The organism is Paracoccus chinensis, assembly GCF_900102885.1.
In the GTDB taxonomy this organism is placed as follows: domain Bacteria; phylum Pseudomonadota; class Alphaproteobacteria; order Rhodobacterales; family Rhodobacteraceae; genus Paracoccus; species Paracoccus chinensis.
This window is the reverse complement of the sequence record NZ_FNGE01000002.1, coordinates 129,240-148,036: the sequence shown is the minus strand read 5'-3', so window position 1 is coordinate 148,036 and position 18,797 is coordinate 129,240. Positions and strand designations below refer to the sequence as shown.

Here is an 18,797-nt window from a genome sequence, read left to right as displayed (position 1 = left end):
TCAGTTCGCTTGGGCCAGCCGCACGGGCGCGGCGGGCAGGTGATCCGAAGCGTCGGCGGCGAAGGTGGTCTGGGCCTCGGCCAGCCAGGCGTCGTACTTCTCCTGGCTGACGGCCTTCACCACGATCGGCATGTAGGCGTGGTTGATGCCGCAAAGCTCCGAGCACTGGCCGAAATAGACGCCTTCCTTGTCCGCCTCGAACCACAGCTGCGCGATGCGGCCCGGAACGGCGTCCTGCTTCACGGCAAAGGCGGGGATCGTCCAGGAATGGATCACGTCGGTGGCCGTCACCTGCATCAGCACGGTCGCGCCGACCGGAACCACGACGGCGTTGTCCGTCGCCAGCAGGTATTCGTCCTCGGTATAGCCGTAATCGCCCAGCTCCTCGCGCGCCAGCATCAGCGCGTCGAAGGCGATGCCGTCGTTCGGGTATTCATAGGACCAGTACCACTGGTGACCGATGGTCTTGATGACTAGGTCCGGGTCCGAAGGCATTTCCTGCTGGCGGAACAGCGCCGGCAGCGAGAAGATGCCGATGGTCAGCAGGATCAGGACCGGCGTGACCGTCCACAGGACCTCGACCGGGGTGTTGTGGGTGAAGCGCGCGGGCACCGGGTTGGCGCGGCGGTTGAAGCGGACGATGCACCACAGGATCAGCAGGCAGACGATGATCGTGATGACCGTGATGATCCACAGCACGAAGCGGTCCAGCCACTGCTGGTCATGCGCCAGCGGGCTGGACGCGGGCTGGAACCCGATCGCGCCGGGCTCGGGCTTGCCGATGATCGGCAGCTCGCCCAGCACATCCTGCGCCATCGCCGTGCCCGTCATCGCCAGGTTCGCCGCGACGAGGCCCGCCGCCATCAGCCCTGCCGTCACGCGGCCCCTTGCCCAGTTCGCCATTCGTCGATTCCCGTTCTGTCCTGCGTCTCGACAGGGTCCGGTCGGGGCGGCCGCGGACGGCCCCCCTCTCCCCATCGCGTCATGTTGTCACAACCACATCTGACGCCACCGGACAAGCCATTGCTATCGACTTGGCCCCAAAAAACCCCTACCTCCGGTAGCAATCATGAGTGATCGCTTCGACCCCTTCGCCGACCTGATCGACCCTGACCGGGCCCTTGCCATCCTGCGCGACGCCACGGCGGGCGCCGACGACGGGGAACTGTTCCTGGAACGCGCCCGCGGCGAAAGCCTGGTCTTCGACGACGGGCGGCTGCGCAGCGCGGGCTACAACGCCTCGCAGGGCTTCGGCCTGCGGGCCGTGCGGGGCGAGGTCACGGGCTATGCCCATTCCACGGACATCACCGAACAGGCCCTGCGCGACGCCGCCGCCATGGCGCGGCTGGCCGTGGGGAACGGCGGCGGCACGATGGCGCCTCCGCCCGCCGGGCCGGGGCCGCGGCTTTACACGGATGCCGACCCGGTCGGCGGGATCGAATTCGGCGCCCGCATCGCCACCCTGCGCGACATCGACGCCTTTGCCCGTGACCTCGACCCGCGCGTGGTGCAGGTGACAGCCTCGCTCGCCTCCTCGCTGCAGGAGGTCGTGATCCTGCGCCCCGAGGGCGGGATCGTGTCCGACATCCGTCCCATGGCGCGGCTGAACGTGTCGGTGATCGTCGAATCGAATGCCCGCCGCGAGACCGGAACCGCGGGCGGGGGTGGCCGATTCGGTCTGTCCGCCCTGATGGAGCCTTCGCATTGGCAGGGCCTCGTGCGCGAGGCACTGCGGATCGCGCAGGTCAACCTGCGATCCGTCCCCGCGCCCGCGGGCGTCATGGACGTGGTGCTGGGGCCGGGCTGGCCGGGCATCCTTCTGCACGAGGCGGTGGGCCATGGGCTTGAGGGCGATTTCAACCGCAAGAAGGCCTCGGCCTTCTCGGGGCTGATGGGCCAGCGGATCGCGGCGCCGGGTGTCACGGTGGTGGACGACGGCACCCTGCCCGACCGGCGCGGCTCGATCACCGTGGACGACGAGGGCACGCCGCCCCAGCGCAACGTGCTGATCGAGGACGGCATTCTCGTGGGATACCTGCAGGACCGCCAGAACGCCCGGCTGATGGGGGTCGCGCCCACGGGCAACGGGCGGCGCGAAAGCCACGCCCATGCGCCGATGCCGCGCATGACGAACACGATGATGGATCCCGGCACCGACGATCCCGCCACGATCCTGTCGGACCTGAAGGACGGCATCTACGCCGTGGGCTTCGGCGGGGGTCAGGTGGACATCACCAACGGCAAGTTCGTCTTCTCCTGCACCGAGGCTTACCGCGTCCGCAACGGCGAGGTGGGCGAGCCGATTCGCGGCGCGACCCTGATCGGAGACGGCGCGACCGCGCTGCGCCAGATCCGGGCGGTCGGCAACGACCTCGCGCTGGACCCCGGCGTCGGCAACTGCGGCAAGCAGGGCCAGTGGGTGCCGGTGGGCGTGGGCCAGCCCACGCTGCTGATCGGCGGACTGACGGTCGGCGGCTCGGCGGCGTGACCGGGCGGCGCTAACCGAATCTTAACCAAATCCATGCGAGACCGGTTCTGCGGATGAGGCAGGGGCCGGTTTTGCAGGCGCGATCGTTTTCTCTCGTTACCCCCGAAGCCCCACCCACCCCGAGGGAAGATGACCTTGCGGTCCTTCGCCTCATCCGCTCTCGCCGCGTGGGACCGGCGACCTTCCACCGCCTTCTGGCCGAGCATGGCAGCGCGTTGGCCGCTCTGGAGGCTCTGCCCCGCATTGCCGCCGAGGCGGGGATCGAGGGCTATGAGCCCTGCCCCTCGGGCGTCGCCCATGCCGAGCTTGCCGCGGGCCGACGGGTCGGCGCACGGCTGATCCGCTTCGACGACGCGGCCTATCCGCCCCTGCTGGCGACGATCCCGGACGCGCCCCCGGTCCTGTGGATGCGCGGACGAACCGAGGCGCTGGAGCGCCCGGCCATCGCCGTGATCGGGGCACGCAACGCCTCCTCGCTGGGGCTGCGCATGGCGCGGGGTCTCGCACGAAGACTGGCCGAGGCGGGGCTGGCGGTGACGGCAGGCTTGGCACGCGGCGTCGACACCGCCGCGCATGAGGCAAGCTGCGACGCGGGCACGATTGCCGTCATGGCGGGCGGCATCGACATCGTCTACCCGGCCGAGAACCGCGCCCTGGCCGACCGCATCGTCGAGAACGGCTGCCTTCTGAGCGAGCAGCCGCCCGGTGTCGAGCCGGTCGCCCGCCACTTCCCTGCCCGCAACCGGATCGTTTCGGGCCTGTCGGCGGGCGTGGTGGTGATCGAGGCCGCCCATCGCTCGGGCAGCCTCATCACCGCGCGCTGCGGCGCCGACCAGGGGCGCGAGATCATGGCCGTTCCCGGCCATCCGCTGGATGCCCGCGCGGCAGGCTGCAACGCCCTGATCCGAGACGGCGCGACCCTGATACGCAACGCCGAGGATGTGATCGCAGCCCTTGAGGCCAGTGGCGCGATGCTGCGCTTCGAGCGCCAGGCAGGTGCGGACCGGCCAACTGGTGAAGCCTTTCACAGCCAAGGCGAGGCAGGGGGCAGGTCGTCGGTCCCCCGCAGACCTGCCGCGCGGGACATGGCCGAAGGAGCCCTTCCGGGAAGACCTGCTCAGAGAACTGAGTACACCGGCCACGCAGATCACCATCGCTCTGCCGGAAAGCAGGCAGAACCGGGAGTACTTCACGTCGCGCCTGCCGATGCAGGCAACCGCGACCTGAAGGTTCGGTTGCTTGACCTTCTCGGCCCCTCGCCCGCCGAGGAAGACAGCGTGATCCGCGACCTCGGCATCTCGCCCGCCTGTCTCGCCCCCGCACTTCTCGACCTGGAACTCGAAGGCCGGGTCATCCGCCTGCCCGGTGGACGGATCGCCTTGGCAGGGTAAGAGGGAGAGGGACGCACAGGACGACGCCGGAACTGCAGCTTCTCGCCGATACGGCACTCGCCCACCGCTTCGTTCGGATGGCTGTTCCAGGTGAATACCTGAAAAATGCAGCCCCAGCCAGCTAGCCGGATATCGCAGCCTGGGGCTCCGAAATCAGCCCTGATGGCTCCACAGGCAACATGGCTTTGCCTTCCCGGAAGGCATCCGGGTCCTCCAGATCGGCAATGGGGGGCTCATGCGTCAGGGCAGGGAGCGGCGCCTGCTGGTGCTCGGTCCAGCCGCTCGCGGCCGGAGTCTTCGCCTCGTTGCCGCCGAGCAGCCGCAAGGCGTGGCGGCCTGCGAGCTCGCCCAGCTTGCCCCGGAACAGGACCTGCCCCACCGTCGTCTCGAGCGTCGCGGCGCCGAGGATATCCGCCGGCAGAACGATCGTGTCCCCAGGCGACAGGCCGCGCAATTCTCCCAGCGAGATCATGCGCCGGCAGAGGACGCCGACCAGGTCGATGGGAACGGACCTGACCACAGCGGCCAGCGAGTCCCTCGGCCGGTCATCGCCGGCCGCCCCGGGCTGAGGGCCTTCGGGCTCGGGTTCGGGCAGCACGGGTCTTGCTGCGGGACGAAGGGCCGCCGGGGTTACCGGAAGCGCGATGACCATGCGCCCGTCGCGCTGCCCCGCGTCCCCTGCCCGCAGCCGAAGCGACAGCAGGTGAAAGGCCGTATCCTCGAGCATGAGGCCCAAGGGGCGCGGGTCGTCCAGGAAGCTGGCGTAACGGAAGCCGCGAAGCCCTTCGAACCCCGGCAGCGCGGCAAGCTCGTCGCCCAGTTCGAACAGGCAGGCGTTCACGAGATCGGCGCAGATCGCGCCATCGGTCCGCGTGGGACGGCGCATCGGCGCGGCGCGCGACGAGACGCGCCCCACCGCCTGCATCTCGATCACCGAGGCGAGCAGCCCCGGGCAGATCGCCACCGCGCCCAAGGCCTCAGCCGGACCCTCGGCCACGAGGATCAGCGCCGCCTCGGGCAGGACCTCGCCAAGTTCCGCCAGCCCGGCCTGCCGGACTTCCACACGGTCGAAGAACAGGGGCAGGCCATGCACCCGCTCGGCCGCGCGCCCGATCGCGCCAGAAATGATCCGCTCGGGCGAACGCTGGACAGGCGCGCCGGCGGATGGCTGCGCAGTCTCCTCTGCCGATCGCATGGCGCGGCGCCCTGCGGTCAGGGCAGCGACATGGCGCCGCAGCACCAGGCTGCCACGCGCCGTCGCATCCGTGCTGTCCGCCGCGCCCTGCATCGCCTGTCCGAATCGCCGTGGTTTCCTGCCACGACTGTCGCAGGCAAATCTTACCACCCGGTTAGCGGCCTAGAGCGCCAGCCCCTTGCGGCCAGCAAGATCCGTGAAGAACTGCCAGGCCACGCGGCCCGAGCGCGCCCCGCGCGTGGCCTGCCATTCGATCGCCTCGGCACGCAGCACCTCGGGCGCCACGTCCAGCCCGTAGGCCGCGCAATAGCCCTGGATCATGGCGAAATATTCATCCTGCCCGCAGGGGTGGAACCCGAGCCACAGCCCGAAGCGGTCGGACAGCGAAACCTTTTCCTCGACCGCCTCGCCCGGATGGATGGCAGTCGCGCGCTCGTTGTCGATCATGTCGCGCGGCATCAGGTGGCGCCGGTTCGAGGTCGCATACAGCACCACATTCGGCGGACGACCCGAAAGGCCGCCGTCCAGCACCGCCTTCAAGGACTTGTACTGCGCGTCGTCGCTGGAAAACGAGAGATCGTCCGCGAACAGCAGGAAGCGGCGGTCGCTGTCGCCGAGGATCGCCAGCAACCGCCCGACCGAGTCGAGGTCGTCACGGCTGATCTCGACCAGCACGAGGGGCAGGCCCTGCGCCACGGCCTCGGCATGAGCCGCCTTGACCAGCGAGGACTTGCCCATCCCCCGCGCGCCCCAGAGCAGTGCGTTGTTGGCGGCATGGCCGCGCGCGAACTGCAGGGTGTTGGCCAGCAGCGTGTCGCGGGCGCGGTCGATGCCGACCAGCTGGTCCAGCGGGACACGAGCCACGCGGCGCACGGGCTCCAGCCGGTCGGGGCCGGTGTGCCAGACATAGGCGTCGGCTTCCGTGAAGCTGGGAATCGCGGCGGGCGGCGGCGACAAGCGGTCCAGCGCGTCGGCGATGCGCGTCAGCGCCGGATCACTCGTCATCAACATCGACCCACAACCCTTCTGCACGCAACTGCGCCTCGCGCTTGGCCTCGATCCGGCGCACAAGCTGGATCGCCACCTCGTAAAGCGCGTAGATCACGGAAAACAGCACGATCTGGCTGACGATGTCGGGCGGCGTCACCATGGCGGCCAGCACCAGGATCAGCACGATCGCATAACGCCGCATGGATGCGAGACCCGCGGCCGACACCAGCCCGGCCTTGCCCATCAGCGTCAGCGCCACCGGCAGCTGGAAGGACAGGCCGAAGGCCAGGATGAACTTGGTCGTCAGCGACAGGTATTCGCTGATCGAGCCCTGAAAGACGATGCCCGCCATCTCGGGATCGCTCGTCACCGGCTGGGCCGGGTCGTCGGGCAGGGCCAAAGGTCCGCTCTGGAAGCCGAGGAAGAAGTCGAAGGCCCAGGGCAGGATGACGAAATAGGCGAATCCCGCGCCCAAGGCGAACATCACCGGCGAGGCGATGAGGAAGGGCAGGAAGGCCTGCTTTTCCGAGCGGTAGAGCCCTGGCGCGATGAAGCGCCACAACTGATAGGCGATCACCGGGAAGGCCAGGATGAAGCCGCCGAACATGGCGATCTGCATGGCCAGGAAGAAGCCTTCCTGCACCTTCAGCATGATCAGCCCGCATTCCTGCCCGCGCTTGGCCAGCGCCCCGCAGATCGGGTGGGTCAGGAAGTTGAAGACCGGCTGCCACACGAAATAGCACAGGATCGCGGCCATGACGAAGGCCAGCACCGACCAGATCAGGCGGGTGCGCAATTCGGCCAGATGCTCGATCAGGGGGGCCGAGCTGTCGTCGATGTCGTCAGGACGTTGGGCCAAGCCTCAGCTCCGGTCGGTGCGGCGAACCGCGTGCAGGCGCCGGGCGCCGGGCTGCGGTTCGGCCGAAGGTGCGCCGCTGGCGGCAGGCACCGGGGCGGGCGCAGGCGTCACGGGGGTCGCCTTGGGAGGCGCGGCGGGCGGCGGCGCGGCCGGATCGGGAACGGCCGAGGCCGCCTCGCGCACGGGCTGCAGCGGGTCCCATTTCTCGAACTTGTCGGCGGCGCGGCCCAGTGCGTCCAGCCCCATGGCGCGCGGATTGGTCATCTTCTGCAGGTCGCGCAGGTCCTTTGTCGCCTCCTGGATACCCGACGCCTTGGCCGCGTCCTCCATCGCCGAGGAGAACTCGCGCGCCATGCCCCGTGCCCGGGCCGTGATCCGGCCCAGCGCGTGGAACATCACCGGCAGATCCTTGGGGCCGACGACGATCAGCGCCACCACGCCGATCAGCAGAAGCTCGGTCCAGCCGACATCCAGCATGGCTTGCCTGCCTGTCCCGCCCGATTACAGGCGGTCGGCGTCGCGCGGCGTCACGTCACGCAGCGCGTCGGCCCGGCGGGTGCGGGCGGCCTCGGCCTCGGCCTGGATGCGGTCGGCCTCGGCGCGGGCCCTGGCGGCGCGCAGTTCGAGATCGTCGGCGGTATGCTCGGCCGTCACGGCGGCGCGCTCGGCCGGGGTCTCGACCGGGCGCTCGATTTCCTCGGCACCGTCGCGAACGCCGCGCTTGAAGGCGGTGATGCCCTTGCCGACCTCGCCCATCAGGGACGAAACCTTGCCCCGGCCGAACAGGACCAGGACGACAATGGCGATCAGAAGAAGCGCCATGGGTGAAGGTGCGTGCATCGTCTCTCTCCGTTGTCGGGCCGATGGGCCCCTGCGGCGGATGTCTGCGGACGGCCGCCTGGATGCATATAAGGACAGCGCGCGGCCGCCGAAAGGCCTTTTGCAGTCACAGCCGCGCGTCCGGGCGCGACCGGTGCCGTCCCGCCGAAAAATGATGGTCCGCACTGGCGCCTGGCCCCCGCGCACCCAAGATGTGGCGCGACGCCCCCCGCGACCGAGGAGCCCCGCCCCATGATCGCCGATCCTGCCCGCCTGGTCTTTCTTGCGCTGCTGCTGGTGGCGCTTGGAGGATTCCTGGTGGTGGAGTTCCGCCGCGACGCAGGCTCGGCCTCGCGCGCGGTGGTGGCCTGGGGGCTGATCTTCGTCGCCGTTGTCGCTGCCGCCGGGTTGTGGGAGGACGTCCGGCGCGACGTCTTGCCGCGCCAGGCGGTCGTCAGCCCCACGCGGATCGAAGTGCCGGTCGGACCGGACGGCCATTTCCACCTGACGGCCGAGCTGAACGGCGTTCCCGTGCGCTTTGTGGTGGACACCGGCGCTTCCTCGATCGCGCTGCGGCCGCGCGACGCCGAGCGGGTCGGCATCGACCTGGACCGTCTGGTCTTTGCCGGCCGCGCCCGGACCGCCAACGGACTGGTGCCGACCGCGACCGTGCGGCTGGACAGCGTCGCCATCGGCGAGATCCTGGACGAGAACGTCCCCGCGCTCGTGATCCGCGGCGAGGTGGATCGCTCGCTTCTGGGGATGGACTATCTCAGCCGATTCGCCCGCGTCGGGTTCGAGGGCGGCACGCTGGTGCTGGAACGGTGACGTCGGCCGGGAGCCAGCCCCCGGACCCCCGGGATACTTGGACGAAGAAGAAAGACTTTCCGGTCGGGCAAAGGCGCAGCTGAGGCACGGGCGGCGTCAGCGCTTCTTTTCCCAGCGCCCGCCGGCCTCGGACCAGTATTCCGCGGGGACACCCGCGCCGGTGAGCGTTCGCCACTGGCTGCGTGCGACGTTCAACGCACTGTCGTCGTTGCCGTCAAAGACGATGCAGACGCGCTGCGCCGTTGCGCATTCGGCCGGGTCCACCCCGGCCCCGTCGATGGCGATCAGGCAGTCGGCCCCCGTCGTTCCCTGCCCCGCCACCGTCAGCAGCACCGGCTGCATCGCGTCATGCGGGCCGCCCGCCAGTCCGTGCGGCAGGAAGCCGTCGCCCTGCCACAGCAACTCGTCCAGCCGCGCCATCCGCGCGGCTTCGGCGCCGCGCAGTTCCACCCGCCAGCCCGCCTGCCGTGACTTGGCGATCAGGGACGGCACCAGCGCCTCGGCCGTCGAGCGCGTCAGGTGATAGAACAGCGCGTTGCCCAAGCTGCTGCGGCCTTACTTCGCCTCGAAGCGGTCGCGGATCAGGCGATCGAGCGTCATCACGCCCCAGCCGGTCGGCCCCTTGGGCGCGAGCGTCGTTTCCCCGGGCGGCAGCGTCACGCCGGCGATGTCCAGATGCGCCCAAGGCGTGTCCTTGCGGATGAAGCGCTGCAGGAACTGCGCCGCGGTGATCGAACCGGCAGGGCGGCCGCCGGAGTTCTTCATGTCCGCCAGCCGCGACTTGATGAGGTCGTCATAGGCGGGTGCCAGCGGCAAGCGCCACAGGCCCTCGCCCGCGGCGTCAGCGGCCTTCAGCAGGTCGCCCGCAAGCCCGTCGTCGTTGCTGAACAGCCCGGCCTTGTCATGGCCCAGCGCGATGATGACGGCGCCTGTCAGGGTGGCGAGGTTCACCACCGCCGCAGGCTGGAAGCGGTCCTGCGCGTACCAGAGCACGTCGGCCAGCACCATGCGCCCCTCGGCGTCGGTGTTCACGACCTCGATCGTGTCGCCCTTCATGGACCGCACGATGTCGCCAGGCCGCTGGGCGCGGCCGTCGGGCATGTTCTCGACCAGACCGACAAGGCCCACGACATTGGCCCTGGCGCGGCGCAGGGCGAGCGTCCGCATGACGCCCGCGACGACGCCCGCGCCGCCCATGTCCATCGTCATCTCCTCCATCCCCTGCGCGGGCTTGATCGAGATGCCGCCGGTGTCGAAGACGACGCCCTTGCCGACCAGGGCGAAGGGAGCTTCCTCTCCGCCGCCCTGCCAGCGCATGACGACGACCTTGGAGGGGCTTTCCGAGCCCTGCCCCACGGCCAGCAGCGCCCGCATTCCGAGGCGGGTCAGCTCCTCCTCGTCCAGAACCTCGACCTCGAGGCCAAGTTCGCGCATCGCCAGCAGGCGGTCGGCAAAATCGGTGGTGGTCAGGACGTTGGCGGGCTCGTTCACGAGGTCTCGGGTGAAGAACACGCCTTCGGCCAGGGCCGCGCCGGACTGGGCGTCGCGGGCAGCCGCCTCGGGGTCGTCGCACAGGACGGTGACGCGGGCCTTTTCGGGCTGCGGCGGCTCGGCGGGCTGGTCCCGCGGTTCGTCGGCAGGCGCTGGCTCGACAGCGGCGGCATCGCTTAGGCGTGCCTCGGGGGCGGTGCCGTGGGTGACGCTCTGGGGTTCGGCGGCGGGGACATCCTCGGCGGGCTTCGTCTCGTCGGCCTGGGGCGAGGACTTGTAGGCCGAGAACTCGTAGCCCCGCAACGCGAGGCCCAGCGTCAGCTCGGACACCGGGCAGCGGGCGCCGCAGACCACCGTCACCTCGCCCTTGCCCATGCGCGCTCCGATGGCCGCGCCCGCCTTGCGGGCCAGGGCCGCATCCGCGCCGCGCGGCAGGCGGATCAACTGCACGGCCTCGGCGGCGAGGCCCGCGGGAAAGGCGATCTCCATCGCCGCGCCCGGTTTGAGCTCGGCCCAGGCTTTCGCCGCGACCGCGCGGCCCAGCGCCTTGCGGGCGGCCTGCGGCAGGCCCTTGGGCAGTTGCGCGCGGTCGTCCAGGACCAGGACCAGCCTGCCGGGGCGGGCGGACAGGTCGGCATCGGCAAGGGGCTGGAATCGGATTTCGACGGGATGGGTCATCGCGCAGGAGCCTTCGGTTCGGAAGCGTTCCCGACCCTAGACCCGCCCCCGCGCCTTGACCAGACGGCCCGGAGCCTCGCAGGGCTTTCGCGGCGGCACCGGGGCGGATAAGCAGGAAGCCACCCGAGCCAGGATGGGACATGACCCGGATCGACCGATACATGCTGTCGCAGTTCCTGACCCAGTTCGGGTTCTTCGCGCTGGTGCTGGTGTCGGTCTACTGGATCAACCGCGCCGTGCGGCTGTTCGAGCAATTGATCCAGGACGGCCAGACGGCGCTGGTGGTGCTGGAATTCACCGCCCTGACGCTGCCCGTGGTGATTGCACTGGTGCTACCCGTGGCGGCCTTCGCTGCGACAGCCTACGGGACGAACCGGCTGGCGTCGGAGTCCGAACTGACGGTGATGCAGGCGGCGGGGCTTTCGCCCTGGCGGATGGCGCGGCCGGCGCTGGTCTTCGGGCTTCTGGTGGCCCTGATGGTGGCGGTGCTGGCGCATGGGCTGGTGCCGATGGCGCGGACCCGGCTGGCCGAGCGCCAGGCCGACATCGCCGAGAACGTGACCGCCCGCTTCCTGCGGCCGGGCGCCTTCCAGTACCCGTCCGACGGCGTGACGCTGTTCATCGGCGAGATCGCCCCGGACGGGCGGCTGATCGACCTGTTCCTCGAGGACGCGCGCGACCCGGCCAGCCAGACCATCTACACCGCCGAGGAGGCGCTGGTCCTGCGCAGCGAGGACGGCCCCCGGCTGGCGATGGCGCGCGGCATGGTCCAGACCCTTCGCAGTGCGCCGGGGCTTGAGCCGCGCCTGTCCACGACGCGCTTTGCCGATCTCACCCATGACATCGGCGGGCTCTTCTCGGCCAGCGCGCGGCGGGGGCGCGACCTGCGCGACTATTCGACGCCCCGCCTTCTGAACCCCGACGCCGAGCTGCTGGCTGCGACCGGTGCCACCCCAGACCGCGCGCGGGCCGAGGCGCACGAGCGGCTGGCCCAGCCCCTGCTGGCGCCCATCGGGGCGCTGCTGGGCTTTTCGATGCTGCTGCTGGGGGGCTTTTCACGCTTCGGCGTGTGGCGGCAGGTGATCTGGGCCGTGGTCGCGCTGCTGGTCGTGCATTTCCTGCAGACGGCCGCCGCCACCCGCGCGGCCAAGGCGCCCGAGACCTGGCCGCTGCTCTACCTGCCCGCGCTGGCCGGGGCGGGGATCATCGCGGCCACGCTCTGGACCGCCGCCCGCCCGCGCCGGATGCGTCCGGCCGAGGCCGCGCCCGGGGCCGCGACATGATCCTGCAGCGCTATGTCGCCCGGCGCTTCCTGCGCCAGTTCCTCGTGGTCTTCGGGGTCTTCGTGGCGATCCTGTTCCTGATCGACATCATCGAGGAAATCCGCCGTTTCGGTGGCCGCGACATCGGGCTGGTGGGGCTGGCCGGGCTGGCCGCGCTGAACATCACCGCAAGCCTTTACGGCATCCTGCCGCTGCTGGCGCTGCTGGCGGGGATCGCGCTGTTCCTGGGCCTGTCGCGCAGTTCCGAAATGGTGGCGATCCGCGCGGCCGGGCGGTCGGGACTGCGCATCCTCTGGGCGCCGACGATCACGGCCGTGGTGCTGGGGGCGGTCCTTGTCAGCGTCATGAACCCGATGGTCGCCGCCACCACCAAGCGCTACGACGAGGCCACCGCGCGCGCGGCGGGCGAGGTGCCGCAGACCATCTCGCTGGGGCGCGGCGCCGTCTGGCTGCGTCAGGGCGTGCCCGCAGGCGCCGCGGGAACGGGCGAGGACGGCGGCCAGATCGTGATCCGCGCCTCGCGCGCCAGCCCCGATGCGACCACGCTTTACGACGCGACCTTTCTGGTCTTCGACGACACGCGCGGCCCCGTGCGCCGCATTGTCGCGCAATCGGCCCGGCTGGTGGACGGCGCCTGGGCGCTGAACGGCGTCAAGGAATGGCCCCTTGGCGCGGCGAACCCGGAAAGCGCCGCCATGGCGCTGCCGGGGCTGACGCTGCCCACCGAACTGACCGCCGCCCGCATCCGCGACGGCTTCGGCGCGCCCGAGGCGGTGCCGATCTGGCAACTGCCCGACTTCATCCGCGGGCTCGAACGCGCGGGCTTTTCCGCCCTGCGCCACAAGGTCTGGCTGATGATGGAACTGGCCCGGCCCTTCCTGATGGGCGCGATGGTCATGGTCGCGGCCGTCTTCACCATGCGCCCCATGCGCGGGCGGCGCAGCGGGATGCTGGTGCTGACCGCCTTCATCGCGGGCGTTGCGCTGTTCTTCCTGCGCAACCTGACGCAGGTGCTGGGCGAGGCGGGCGAGGTGCCCCCCGCCTTTGCCGCCTTCACGCCCCCTCTGGTGGCGGCGCTTCTGGCACTGACGGTCCTTCTGCGGCTGGAGGAATGATGACCCGCGCTGCCCTTCCCCCTGCCCGCCGCGCCGCCCTCACGATGGCGGTCGCGCTGGCGCTGGCCAGTCCGGCCGCCGCGCAATCGCCGGGCGTGGCATCCCTGATCGACCGCCCCGGCCCGGCGCTTGCCCCGACCCGGTCGATGCAGGCGGGCGACCGGCTGGCGGACGGCACCAGCTTCACCCCGCCCCCGGTCGTGATCACGCCCCGCCGCCCCCCTGCGCGGGGCGAGGCGCCTCCCGGACCCGAGGATGCGGCCACGCTGCTGGCCGACCATGTCGAGCTGTCGGGAAACCAGGTCCTGACCGCCTCGGGCGGGGTTGTGATCTGGTTCCGCGGTGCGCGCCTGATCGCCGAGCGGGTGATCTACGACGGCAATGCCGGGACGCTGGCGATCGAGGGGCCGATCCACCTGTCCGAGCCCGGCCTTGCCGGCACCCCGTCGGAGGCCGTGCTGGTCGCCGATGCCGCGCAACTGGACGAGGACCTGCAGGACGGCCTGCTGACCGGCGCGCGGCTGGTCCTTGCGCGCGAGCTGCAGTTCGCCGCGGCCGAGGTGCGCCGCACGGGCCAGGGCCGCATGACCACGCTGACCCATGTGGTCGCCTCCTCCTGCCAGGTCTGCGCCAGCGATCCCACGCCCTTGTGGGAGATCCGGGCCCGACGCATCACCCATGACGCCGAAACCCGGCGCATCCATTTCGACCGGCCTCAGTTCCGCGCCTTCGGCCTGCCCATCGCCACCCTGCCTCTGCTGTCCGCCCCCGATCCCACGGTCGAGCGGATGACGGGCTTCCTGCAGCCGCGCTTCCGCACGACCTCGGGCCTGGGCTTCGGGGTGATGCTGCCCTACTTCATCACGCTGGGCGACAGCGCGGACCTGACCCTGACGCCCTATGTCTCGGCCAGCCGCACGGCGACGCTTGGCCTGCGCTATCGCCAGGCCTTCACCAACGGCGCGGCCGAGATCAACGGCGCCCTCAGCGATGACGACCTGGAAGAAGGCACCCGCGGCTACCTGTTCGGTGCGGCCGCCTTCCGGCTGCCCCGCGACTACCGGCTGGGGCTGCAGGTCCAGACCGCCTCGGACCGTGCCTACCTGCTGGACTACGACATCACCGACGCCGACCGGCTGTGGAGCGGGCTGACCCTGGACCGCGTGCTGCGCGACCGCCTGCTGACCGCCCGCGTCGGCCGCTACGAGACGTTGCGCGAGGATGAGGACGAGGCAACCTCGCCCGGCCTCGTGGCCGACGCCCTGTGGGAACGCCGGGTCCGCCCTGCCCTGATCGGCGGGGAAGCGGGGCTGCAGTTTTCCGTCCATGCCCACCAGCGCGATTCCGGGGCCGACATCGCCGGGCGCGACATGGCGCGGGCCTCGGCGCGGCTGGACTGGCGCCGCAGCCAGGTCCTGGCAGGGGGCTTCGTCGCGGCGGCGCAGGCACGGCTGGATGCCGACCTTTACCGCATCCGCGACGACAGCCGCTTCGACGGCACGGAAGCCCGCGCCATCCCGATCGGCGCGGTGGAACTGCGCTGGCCCCTGCTGGCGCGGCGGGGCGGGGCCGCGCATCTGCTGGAGCCCGTGCTGCAGGTCGTCTGGTCCCCCGACATCGACGACGAGGACCGCGTCCCGAACGAGGATTCGCGCCTGGTCGAGTTCGACGAGGGCAACCTGTTCGCCCTCGACCGCCTGCCCGGCCGCGATGCCGTGGAAGGGGGCCTGCGCGCGAACCTCGGTGTGACCTGGACGCGCATCGACCCGGCAGGCTGGTCCCTGGGCCTGACCGCGGGCCGCGTGCTGCGCGCCGACCCCGACCCGGCCTTCGAGCGCTATGGCGAGGTGCTGGCGGGCCGCCAGTCCGACTGGCTTCTGTCGGCCACCTATTCGGGCGCCGGCGGGCTTGCCATCGCCAACCGCGCGCTGTTCGACAGCGACCTGAACCTCAGCCGGGACGAGCTGCGTCTGGGCTGGCTCAAGCCGGGGTTCGAGCTGTCGGCAGGCTACCTGTGGATCGACGCCGTGACCGAGGAGGGAGAGGCCCGCGACGTGTCAGAACTGACCGCCGCCACCGGCTGGCAGGTGGCCCAGGGGTGGAAGGCGACGGCCGAGACGCGCTACGACTTCGTCGCCGACCGGGCGCAGAAGGCCGAGCTGGGGCTGGAATACCGCAACGAATGCGTGACCGTGGACCTGTCGGTGTCGCGCCGCTTCACCTCGTCGGACACGGTGCGGGCGGATACGGACGTGGGACTGTCGGTGCGGCTGGGCGGCTTCGGCCGTCCGCGCGACACGGGCGCGGCCCCGGTGGCGCGGCGGTCCTGCCTGCGCTAGGTTGGCGCGCAAGAACGAGGATGAGGCGACAATGCGGCGGATGATTCACGCGACGACGATGGCGGTGCTGCTGGCCGCGACGGCCCTGCCCGCCCTGACGCAGGCCGGGCCGCTGTCGCCGGTCGCCTATGTCAACAACTCGGCCGTGACGCAGTATGAACTGGACCAGCGCGTCCGCTTCCTTGAAATCCTGCGCGCCCCCGACGCCAACCGCGAGGCCGCGCTGCAGGCCCTGATCGACGACCGACTGAAGCTGCAGGCGGCCAGGCAGATGGGCATTGCCGTCACCGACCAGGGGCTGGAACAGGGCCTGGCGGAATTCGCGGGCCGCGCGAACCTCAGCATCGAGGCCTTCACCGAGGCGCTGGCCCGCGAGGGCGTGGACCGCCAGGCCTACCGCGACTTCGTCCGCGCGGGCGTCGCCTGGCGCGAGGTCGTCCGCCAGCGCATCGTCCCCACCATCACCGTCAGCGACCGCGAGGTCGAGCAGGAGCTGACGCGCGAGATCGAGACCCCCATCGTCACCCAGGTTCTGGTGTCCGAACTGGTGATCCCCGCGCCTCCGGGGCAGGAGCAGGCGGCCCTGGCACTGGCCCAGCGCTTGTCGGAAACCGTGACAAGTGCCGGTGAATTCTCGGCCGCCGCGCGACAGTATTCGGCCGTCCCCTCGGCCGCGCAGGGCGGGCAGGTGCCCTGGACACCCTTGGAAAACCTTGCCCCCGGCCTGCGCAACATCATCCTCGGCCTGCAGCCGGGCTCGATCAGCCAGCCGCTGACGGTGCAGGGGGCGGTGGTCCTGTTCTTCCTGCGCGACACGCGCGGACGCCTGCGCGCGGGCGCCGAGGCGCAGACGGTGGATTACGTCGAGCTTTCCCTGCCCTCGGCGGCGGAAGGCGCACGCATCCTGTCCGTCGCCGACAGCTGCGAGACGGTCTATGTCGAGGCGAACCGCATTCCTGGCGACGTGATCCGGCGCCAGACGCAATCGCTGGACGCGGTGCCGCTGGACGTGGCGCAGCGGCTGGCCTCGCTGGACCCGAACGAGGGGACGATCATCGACTATGGCGCGGGCGTGCGTCTGGTGATGCTCTGCGACCGCACGCCCTCGCTGATCGCGGACACGACTCCCTCGACCACGTTGCCCGGCCTGCCCGTGCCCGCGCGGCGCGAGGAGGCCCCCGCCGCGGGGGCCGCCGAGGCCCCGAACGCGCAGAACGCGGCCTCGGACGCGGCTCAGGCGGCAGGGGTCGCGGGGGATGGGGCTCCGCCCCTGCGCTCGCGCGAGGATGTGCGGGCTGTGATCTTCAACCGCAAGGCCACTCTGGCCGCCGACGCCTACCTGGCCGAACTGCGCGCCGACGCGCTGATGCGGCGGCCGTGACCCGCTGCCCGTGACCGCGCCCCTGATCCTGACCTGCGGCGAGCCCGGCGGCATCGGCCCCGAACTCGCCGCGCCTGCGCTGGCGGCGGGTGTGCCCTTCGCCTGGCTCGGCGATCCGCGCCACCTGCCCGAAGGCACCCCTTGGGCTGAGGTTGCCGCGCCGGGCGATCCCGTTCCCTCGGGCACCCTGCCCGTCCTGCGCCACGACTTCGCCGCCTCTGCCACGCCGGGCCGCCCTGACCCGGCCAACGCGCAGGGCGTCATCGATGTCATCGCCCGCGCCGTGGCCATGGCGATGCGCGGCGAGGCCGGCGGCATCTGCACGCTGCCGATCAGCAAGCAGGCACTGAAGGAAGGCGCGGGCTTCGCCTTCCCGGGTCACACCGAATATCTCGCGCATCTCGCGGGCGGCGCCGAGGTGGTGATGATGCTGGCCTCGACCACCGTCCAGCCGCCCTGCCGCGTCGTGCCCGCCACGATCCACATCGCGCTGGAGGACGTGCCCGGGGCGCTGACCCCCGAGCTGATGGAACGCACGATCCGCATCACCCATGCCGGCCTGATCCGCGACTTCGGCATCGTCGCGCCGCGCATCGCCGTGGCGGGCCTCAACCCCCACGCGGGCGAGGGCGGCGCCATGGGGCGGCAGGAACTCGACTGGATCGCCCCCCTCTGCCAGCGCCTGCGCGCCGAGGGGCTGGCCGTCACCGGTCCCCTGCCTGCCGACACCATGTTCCACGCCCCCGCACGCGCCCGCTGCGACGCGGCGGTGGCCTGCTATCACGATCAGGGGCTGATCCCGATCAAGACACTGGATTTCGCGGGTGGCGTGAACGTCACGCTGGGCCTGCCCTTCGTGCGGACCTCGCCTGACCACGGCACCGCCTTCGACATCGCGGGCCAGGGCCGCGCCGATTCCTCCAGCACCATCGCCGCGCTGAGGATGGCCTGGGACATGGCCCAGAAACGGGGCGCGGCATGATCCATCTTCTGTCTGCAAATATCCTCAGGGGGTCCGGGGGCAGAATGCCCCCGGCTTCGACGGCATGAGCGCGATTGACGGCCTGCCCCCCCTGCGCGAGGTGATCGCCCGCCACGACCTGCGGGCGAAGAAGCAGCTGGGGCAGAACTTCCTGCTGGACCTGAACCTGACCGCCCGCATCGCCCGTGCGGCCGGCGACCTGACGCAATGCGACGTGATCGAGGTGGGCCCCGGCCCGGGCGGCCTGACGCGCGGGCTGCTGGCCGAAGGCGCGCGGCACGTGCTGGCGATCGAGAAGGACGCCCGCGCCATCCCCGCACTGCAGGAGATCGCCGGGGCCTACCCCGGCCGCCTGACGGTGATCAACGGCGACGCGCTGGAGATCGACCCGCTCGCCCATGTGAGGCCTCCGGTTCGCATCGCGGCGAACCTGCCCTACAACATCGGGACGGAACTGCTGGTCGGCTGGCTGACGCCGCCCGAATGGCCGCCCTTCTGGCAGTCCCTGACGCTGATGTTCCAGAAGGAGGTGGCGCAGCGGATCGTGGCGAAGCCCGGCGGCAAGGACTATGGCCGGCTCGCGATCCTGGCCCAATGGCGCTGCGAGGCGAGGATCGTCCTGACCCTGCCGCCGCAGGCTTTCGTGCCCGCGCCCAAGGTCGAATCGGCGGTGGTCCACCTCACTGCCCTGCCCGAGCCGCGCTTTCCGGCCGATGCAAAGCTGCTGGAAGAAATCACCCGCGCCGCCTTCAACCAGCGCCGCAAGATGCTGCGCGCTTCGCTGCGGGGCCTGCATCCGCAGATCGAGACACTGCTGGGGCAGGCCGGCATCCCGCCGACCGCTCGCGCCGAGGAAATCGACCTGGAACGCTTCTGCACCCTGGCCCGCGCACTGGACGCGGCACGGTCTGGCGCGCCGGGCTGAACGGGAAAAGCGGGCGCGAGCCCCTGAAGCCAA

General features: G+C 70.9%; 16 protein-coding genes and 1 pseudogene. 9 read left to right on the top strand and 8 right to left on the bottom strand.

Annotated features, from left to right (window positions below):
• Positions 1–903, bottom strand: coding sequence for a cytochrome c oxidase subunit II (gene coxB / locus BLQ03_RS02630; protein WP_425415710.1), 903 nt, complete (start codon positions 901–903; stop codon positions 1–3).
• Positions 904–1,069: 166 nt separating this feature from the next.
• Here coxB and tldD point away from each other — a divergent pair, with 166 nt between their 5' ends.
• Both tldD and dprA read left to right on the top strand, forming a co-directional pair.
• Positions 1,070–2,488, top strand: coding sequence for a metalloprotease TldD (tldD, locus tag BLQ03_RS02625; RefSeq protein WP_090752411.1), 1,419 nt, complete (start codon positions 1,070–1,072; stop codon positions 2,486–2,488).
• Between the two features lie 53 nt (positions 2,489–2,541).
• Positions 2,542–3,879: a DNA-processing protein DprA gene (gene dprA / locus BLQ03_RS02620; protein ID WP_090752409.1), complete on the top strand. Its 1,338-nt coding sequence runs from the start codon at positions 2,542–2,544 to the stop codon at positions 3,877–3,879.
• A 121-nt stretch (positions 3,880–4,000) separates the two neighbouring features.
• Here the strand turns inward: dprA and BLQ03_RS02615 are convergent, their stop codons facing one another.
• From BLQ03_RS02615 to BLQ03_RS18775, 5 genes and pseudogenes are all read right to left on the bottom strand, one after another.
• Positions 4,001–5,167, bottom strand: a complete 1,167-nt coding sequence (locus BLQ03_RS02615) for a FliM/FliN family flagellar motor switch protein (RefSeq protein WP_090752406.1) — start codon at positions 5,165–5,167, stop codon at positions 4,001–4,003.
• Between the two features lie 69 nt (positions 5,168–5,236).
• Entirely contained in the window at positions 5,237–6,079 is an 843-nt protein-coding gene (locus BLQ03_RS02610; protein WP_090752404.1) for an ATP-binding protein, read from the bottom strand.
• Positions 6,069–6,923, bottom strand: a complete 855-nt coding sequence (gene tatC, locus BLQ03_RS02605; protein WP_090752402.1) for a twin-arginine translocase subunit TatC — start codon at positions 6,921–6,923, stop codon at positions 6,069–6,071. Before tatC ends, BLQ03_RS02610 begins: the two co-directional genes overlap by 11 nt.
• 3 nt (positions 6,924–6,926) lie before the next feature.
• Positions 6,927–7,400 (bottom strand): Sec-independent protein translocase protein TatB, encoded by a 474-nt coding sequence (gene tatB / locus BLQ03_RS02600; protein ID WP_090752400.1) that lies wholly within the window; start codon positions 7,398–7,400, stop codon positions 6,927–6,929.
• Positions 7,401–7,586: 186 nt separating this feature from the next.
• Positions 7,587–7,763 (bottom strand): annotated as a pseudogene (locus BLQ03_RS18775) (twin-arginine translocase TatA/TatE family subunit); the annotation flags it as partial.
• Between the two features lie 231 nt (positions 7,764–7,994).
• Between BLQ03_RS18775 and BLQ03_RS02590 the strand changes: the two are divergent.
• A complete protein-coding gene (locus BLQ03_RS02590) occupies positions 7,995–8,570 on the top strand; it encodes a retropepsin-like aspartic protease family protein (RefSeq protein WP_090752396.1) in 576 nt (191 codons plus the stop codon).
• A 96-nt stretch (positions 8,571–8,666) separates the two neighbouring features.
• Here the strand turns inward: BLQ03_RS02590 and BLQ03_RS02585 are convergent, their stop codons facing one another.
• Both BLQ03_RS02585 and BLQ03_RS02580 read right to left on the bottom strand, forming a co-directional pair.
• The gene (locus BLQ03_RS02585; protein ID WP_090752394.1) at positions 8,667–9,113 is read right to left on the bottom strand and encodes a DNA polymerase III subunit chi; all 447 of its coding nucleotides are present in this window, start codon (positions 9,111–9,113) and stop codon (positions 8,667–8,669) included.
• 12 nt (positions 9,114–9,125) lie between these two features.
• Complete coding sequence (locus tag BLQ03_RS02580; protein ID WP_090752392.1) at positions 9,126–10,739, bottom strand: leucyl aminopeptidase; 1,614 nt, start codon at positions 10,737–10,739, stop codon at positions 9,126–9,128.
• Between the two features lie 140 nt (positions 10,740–10,879).
• Between BLQ03_RS02580 and lptF the strand changes: the two genes are divergently transcribed.
• From lptF to rsmA, 6 genes are all read left to right on the top strand, one after another.
• On the top strand, positions 10,880–12,022 hold the full coding sequence (gene lptF / locus BLQ03_RS02575) for an LPS export ABC transporter permease LptF (protein WP_090752390.1): 1,143 nt from the start codon (positions 10,880–10,882) through the stop codon (positions 12,020–12,022).
• Positions 12,019–13,137 (top strand): LPS export ABC transporter permease LptG, encoded by a 1,119-nt coding sequence (gene lptG, locus BLQ03_RS02570; RefSeq protein ID WP_090752388.1) that lies wholly within the window; start codon positions 12,019–12,021, stop codon positions 13,135–13,137. The genes lptF and lptG overlap by 4 nt, the downstream gene beginning before the upstream one ends.
• Positions 13,137–15,476: an LPS-assembly protein LptD gene (locus BLQ03_RS02565; protein WP_245688647.1), complete on the top strand. Its 2,340-nt coding sequence runs from the start codon at positions 13,137–13,139 to the stop codon at positions 15,474–15,476. Before lptG ends, BLQ03_RS02565 begins: the two co-directional genes overlap by 1 nt.
• 31 nt (positions 15,477–15,507) lie before the next feature.
• Positions 15,508–16,857, top strand: coding sequence for a peptidylprolyl isomerase (locus tag BLQ03_RS02560; protein ID WP_090752384.1), 1,350 nt, complete (start codon positions 15,508–15,510; stop codon positions 16,855–16,857).
• A 10-nt stretch (positions 16,858–16,867) separates the two neighbouring features.
• Positions 16,868–17,839, top strand: a complete 972-nt coding sequence (pdxA, locus tag BLQ03_RS02555) for a 4-hydroxythreonine-4-phosphate dehydrogenase PdxA (protein WP_090752382.1) — start codon at positions 16,868–16,870, stop codon at positions 17,837–17,839.
• A gap of 64 nt (positions 17,840–17,903) precedes the next feature.
• A complete protein-coding gene (gene rsmA, locus BLQ03_RS02550; protein WP_090752381.1) occupies positions 17,904–18,764 on the top strand; it encodes a 16S rRNA (adenine(1518)-N(6)/adenine(1519)-N(6))-dimethyltransferase RsmA in 861 nt (286 codons plus the stop codon).
• Positions 18,765–18,797 lie beyond the last annotated feature (33 nt).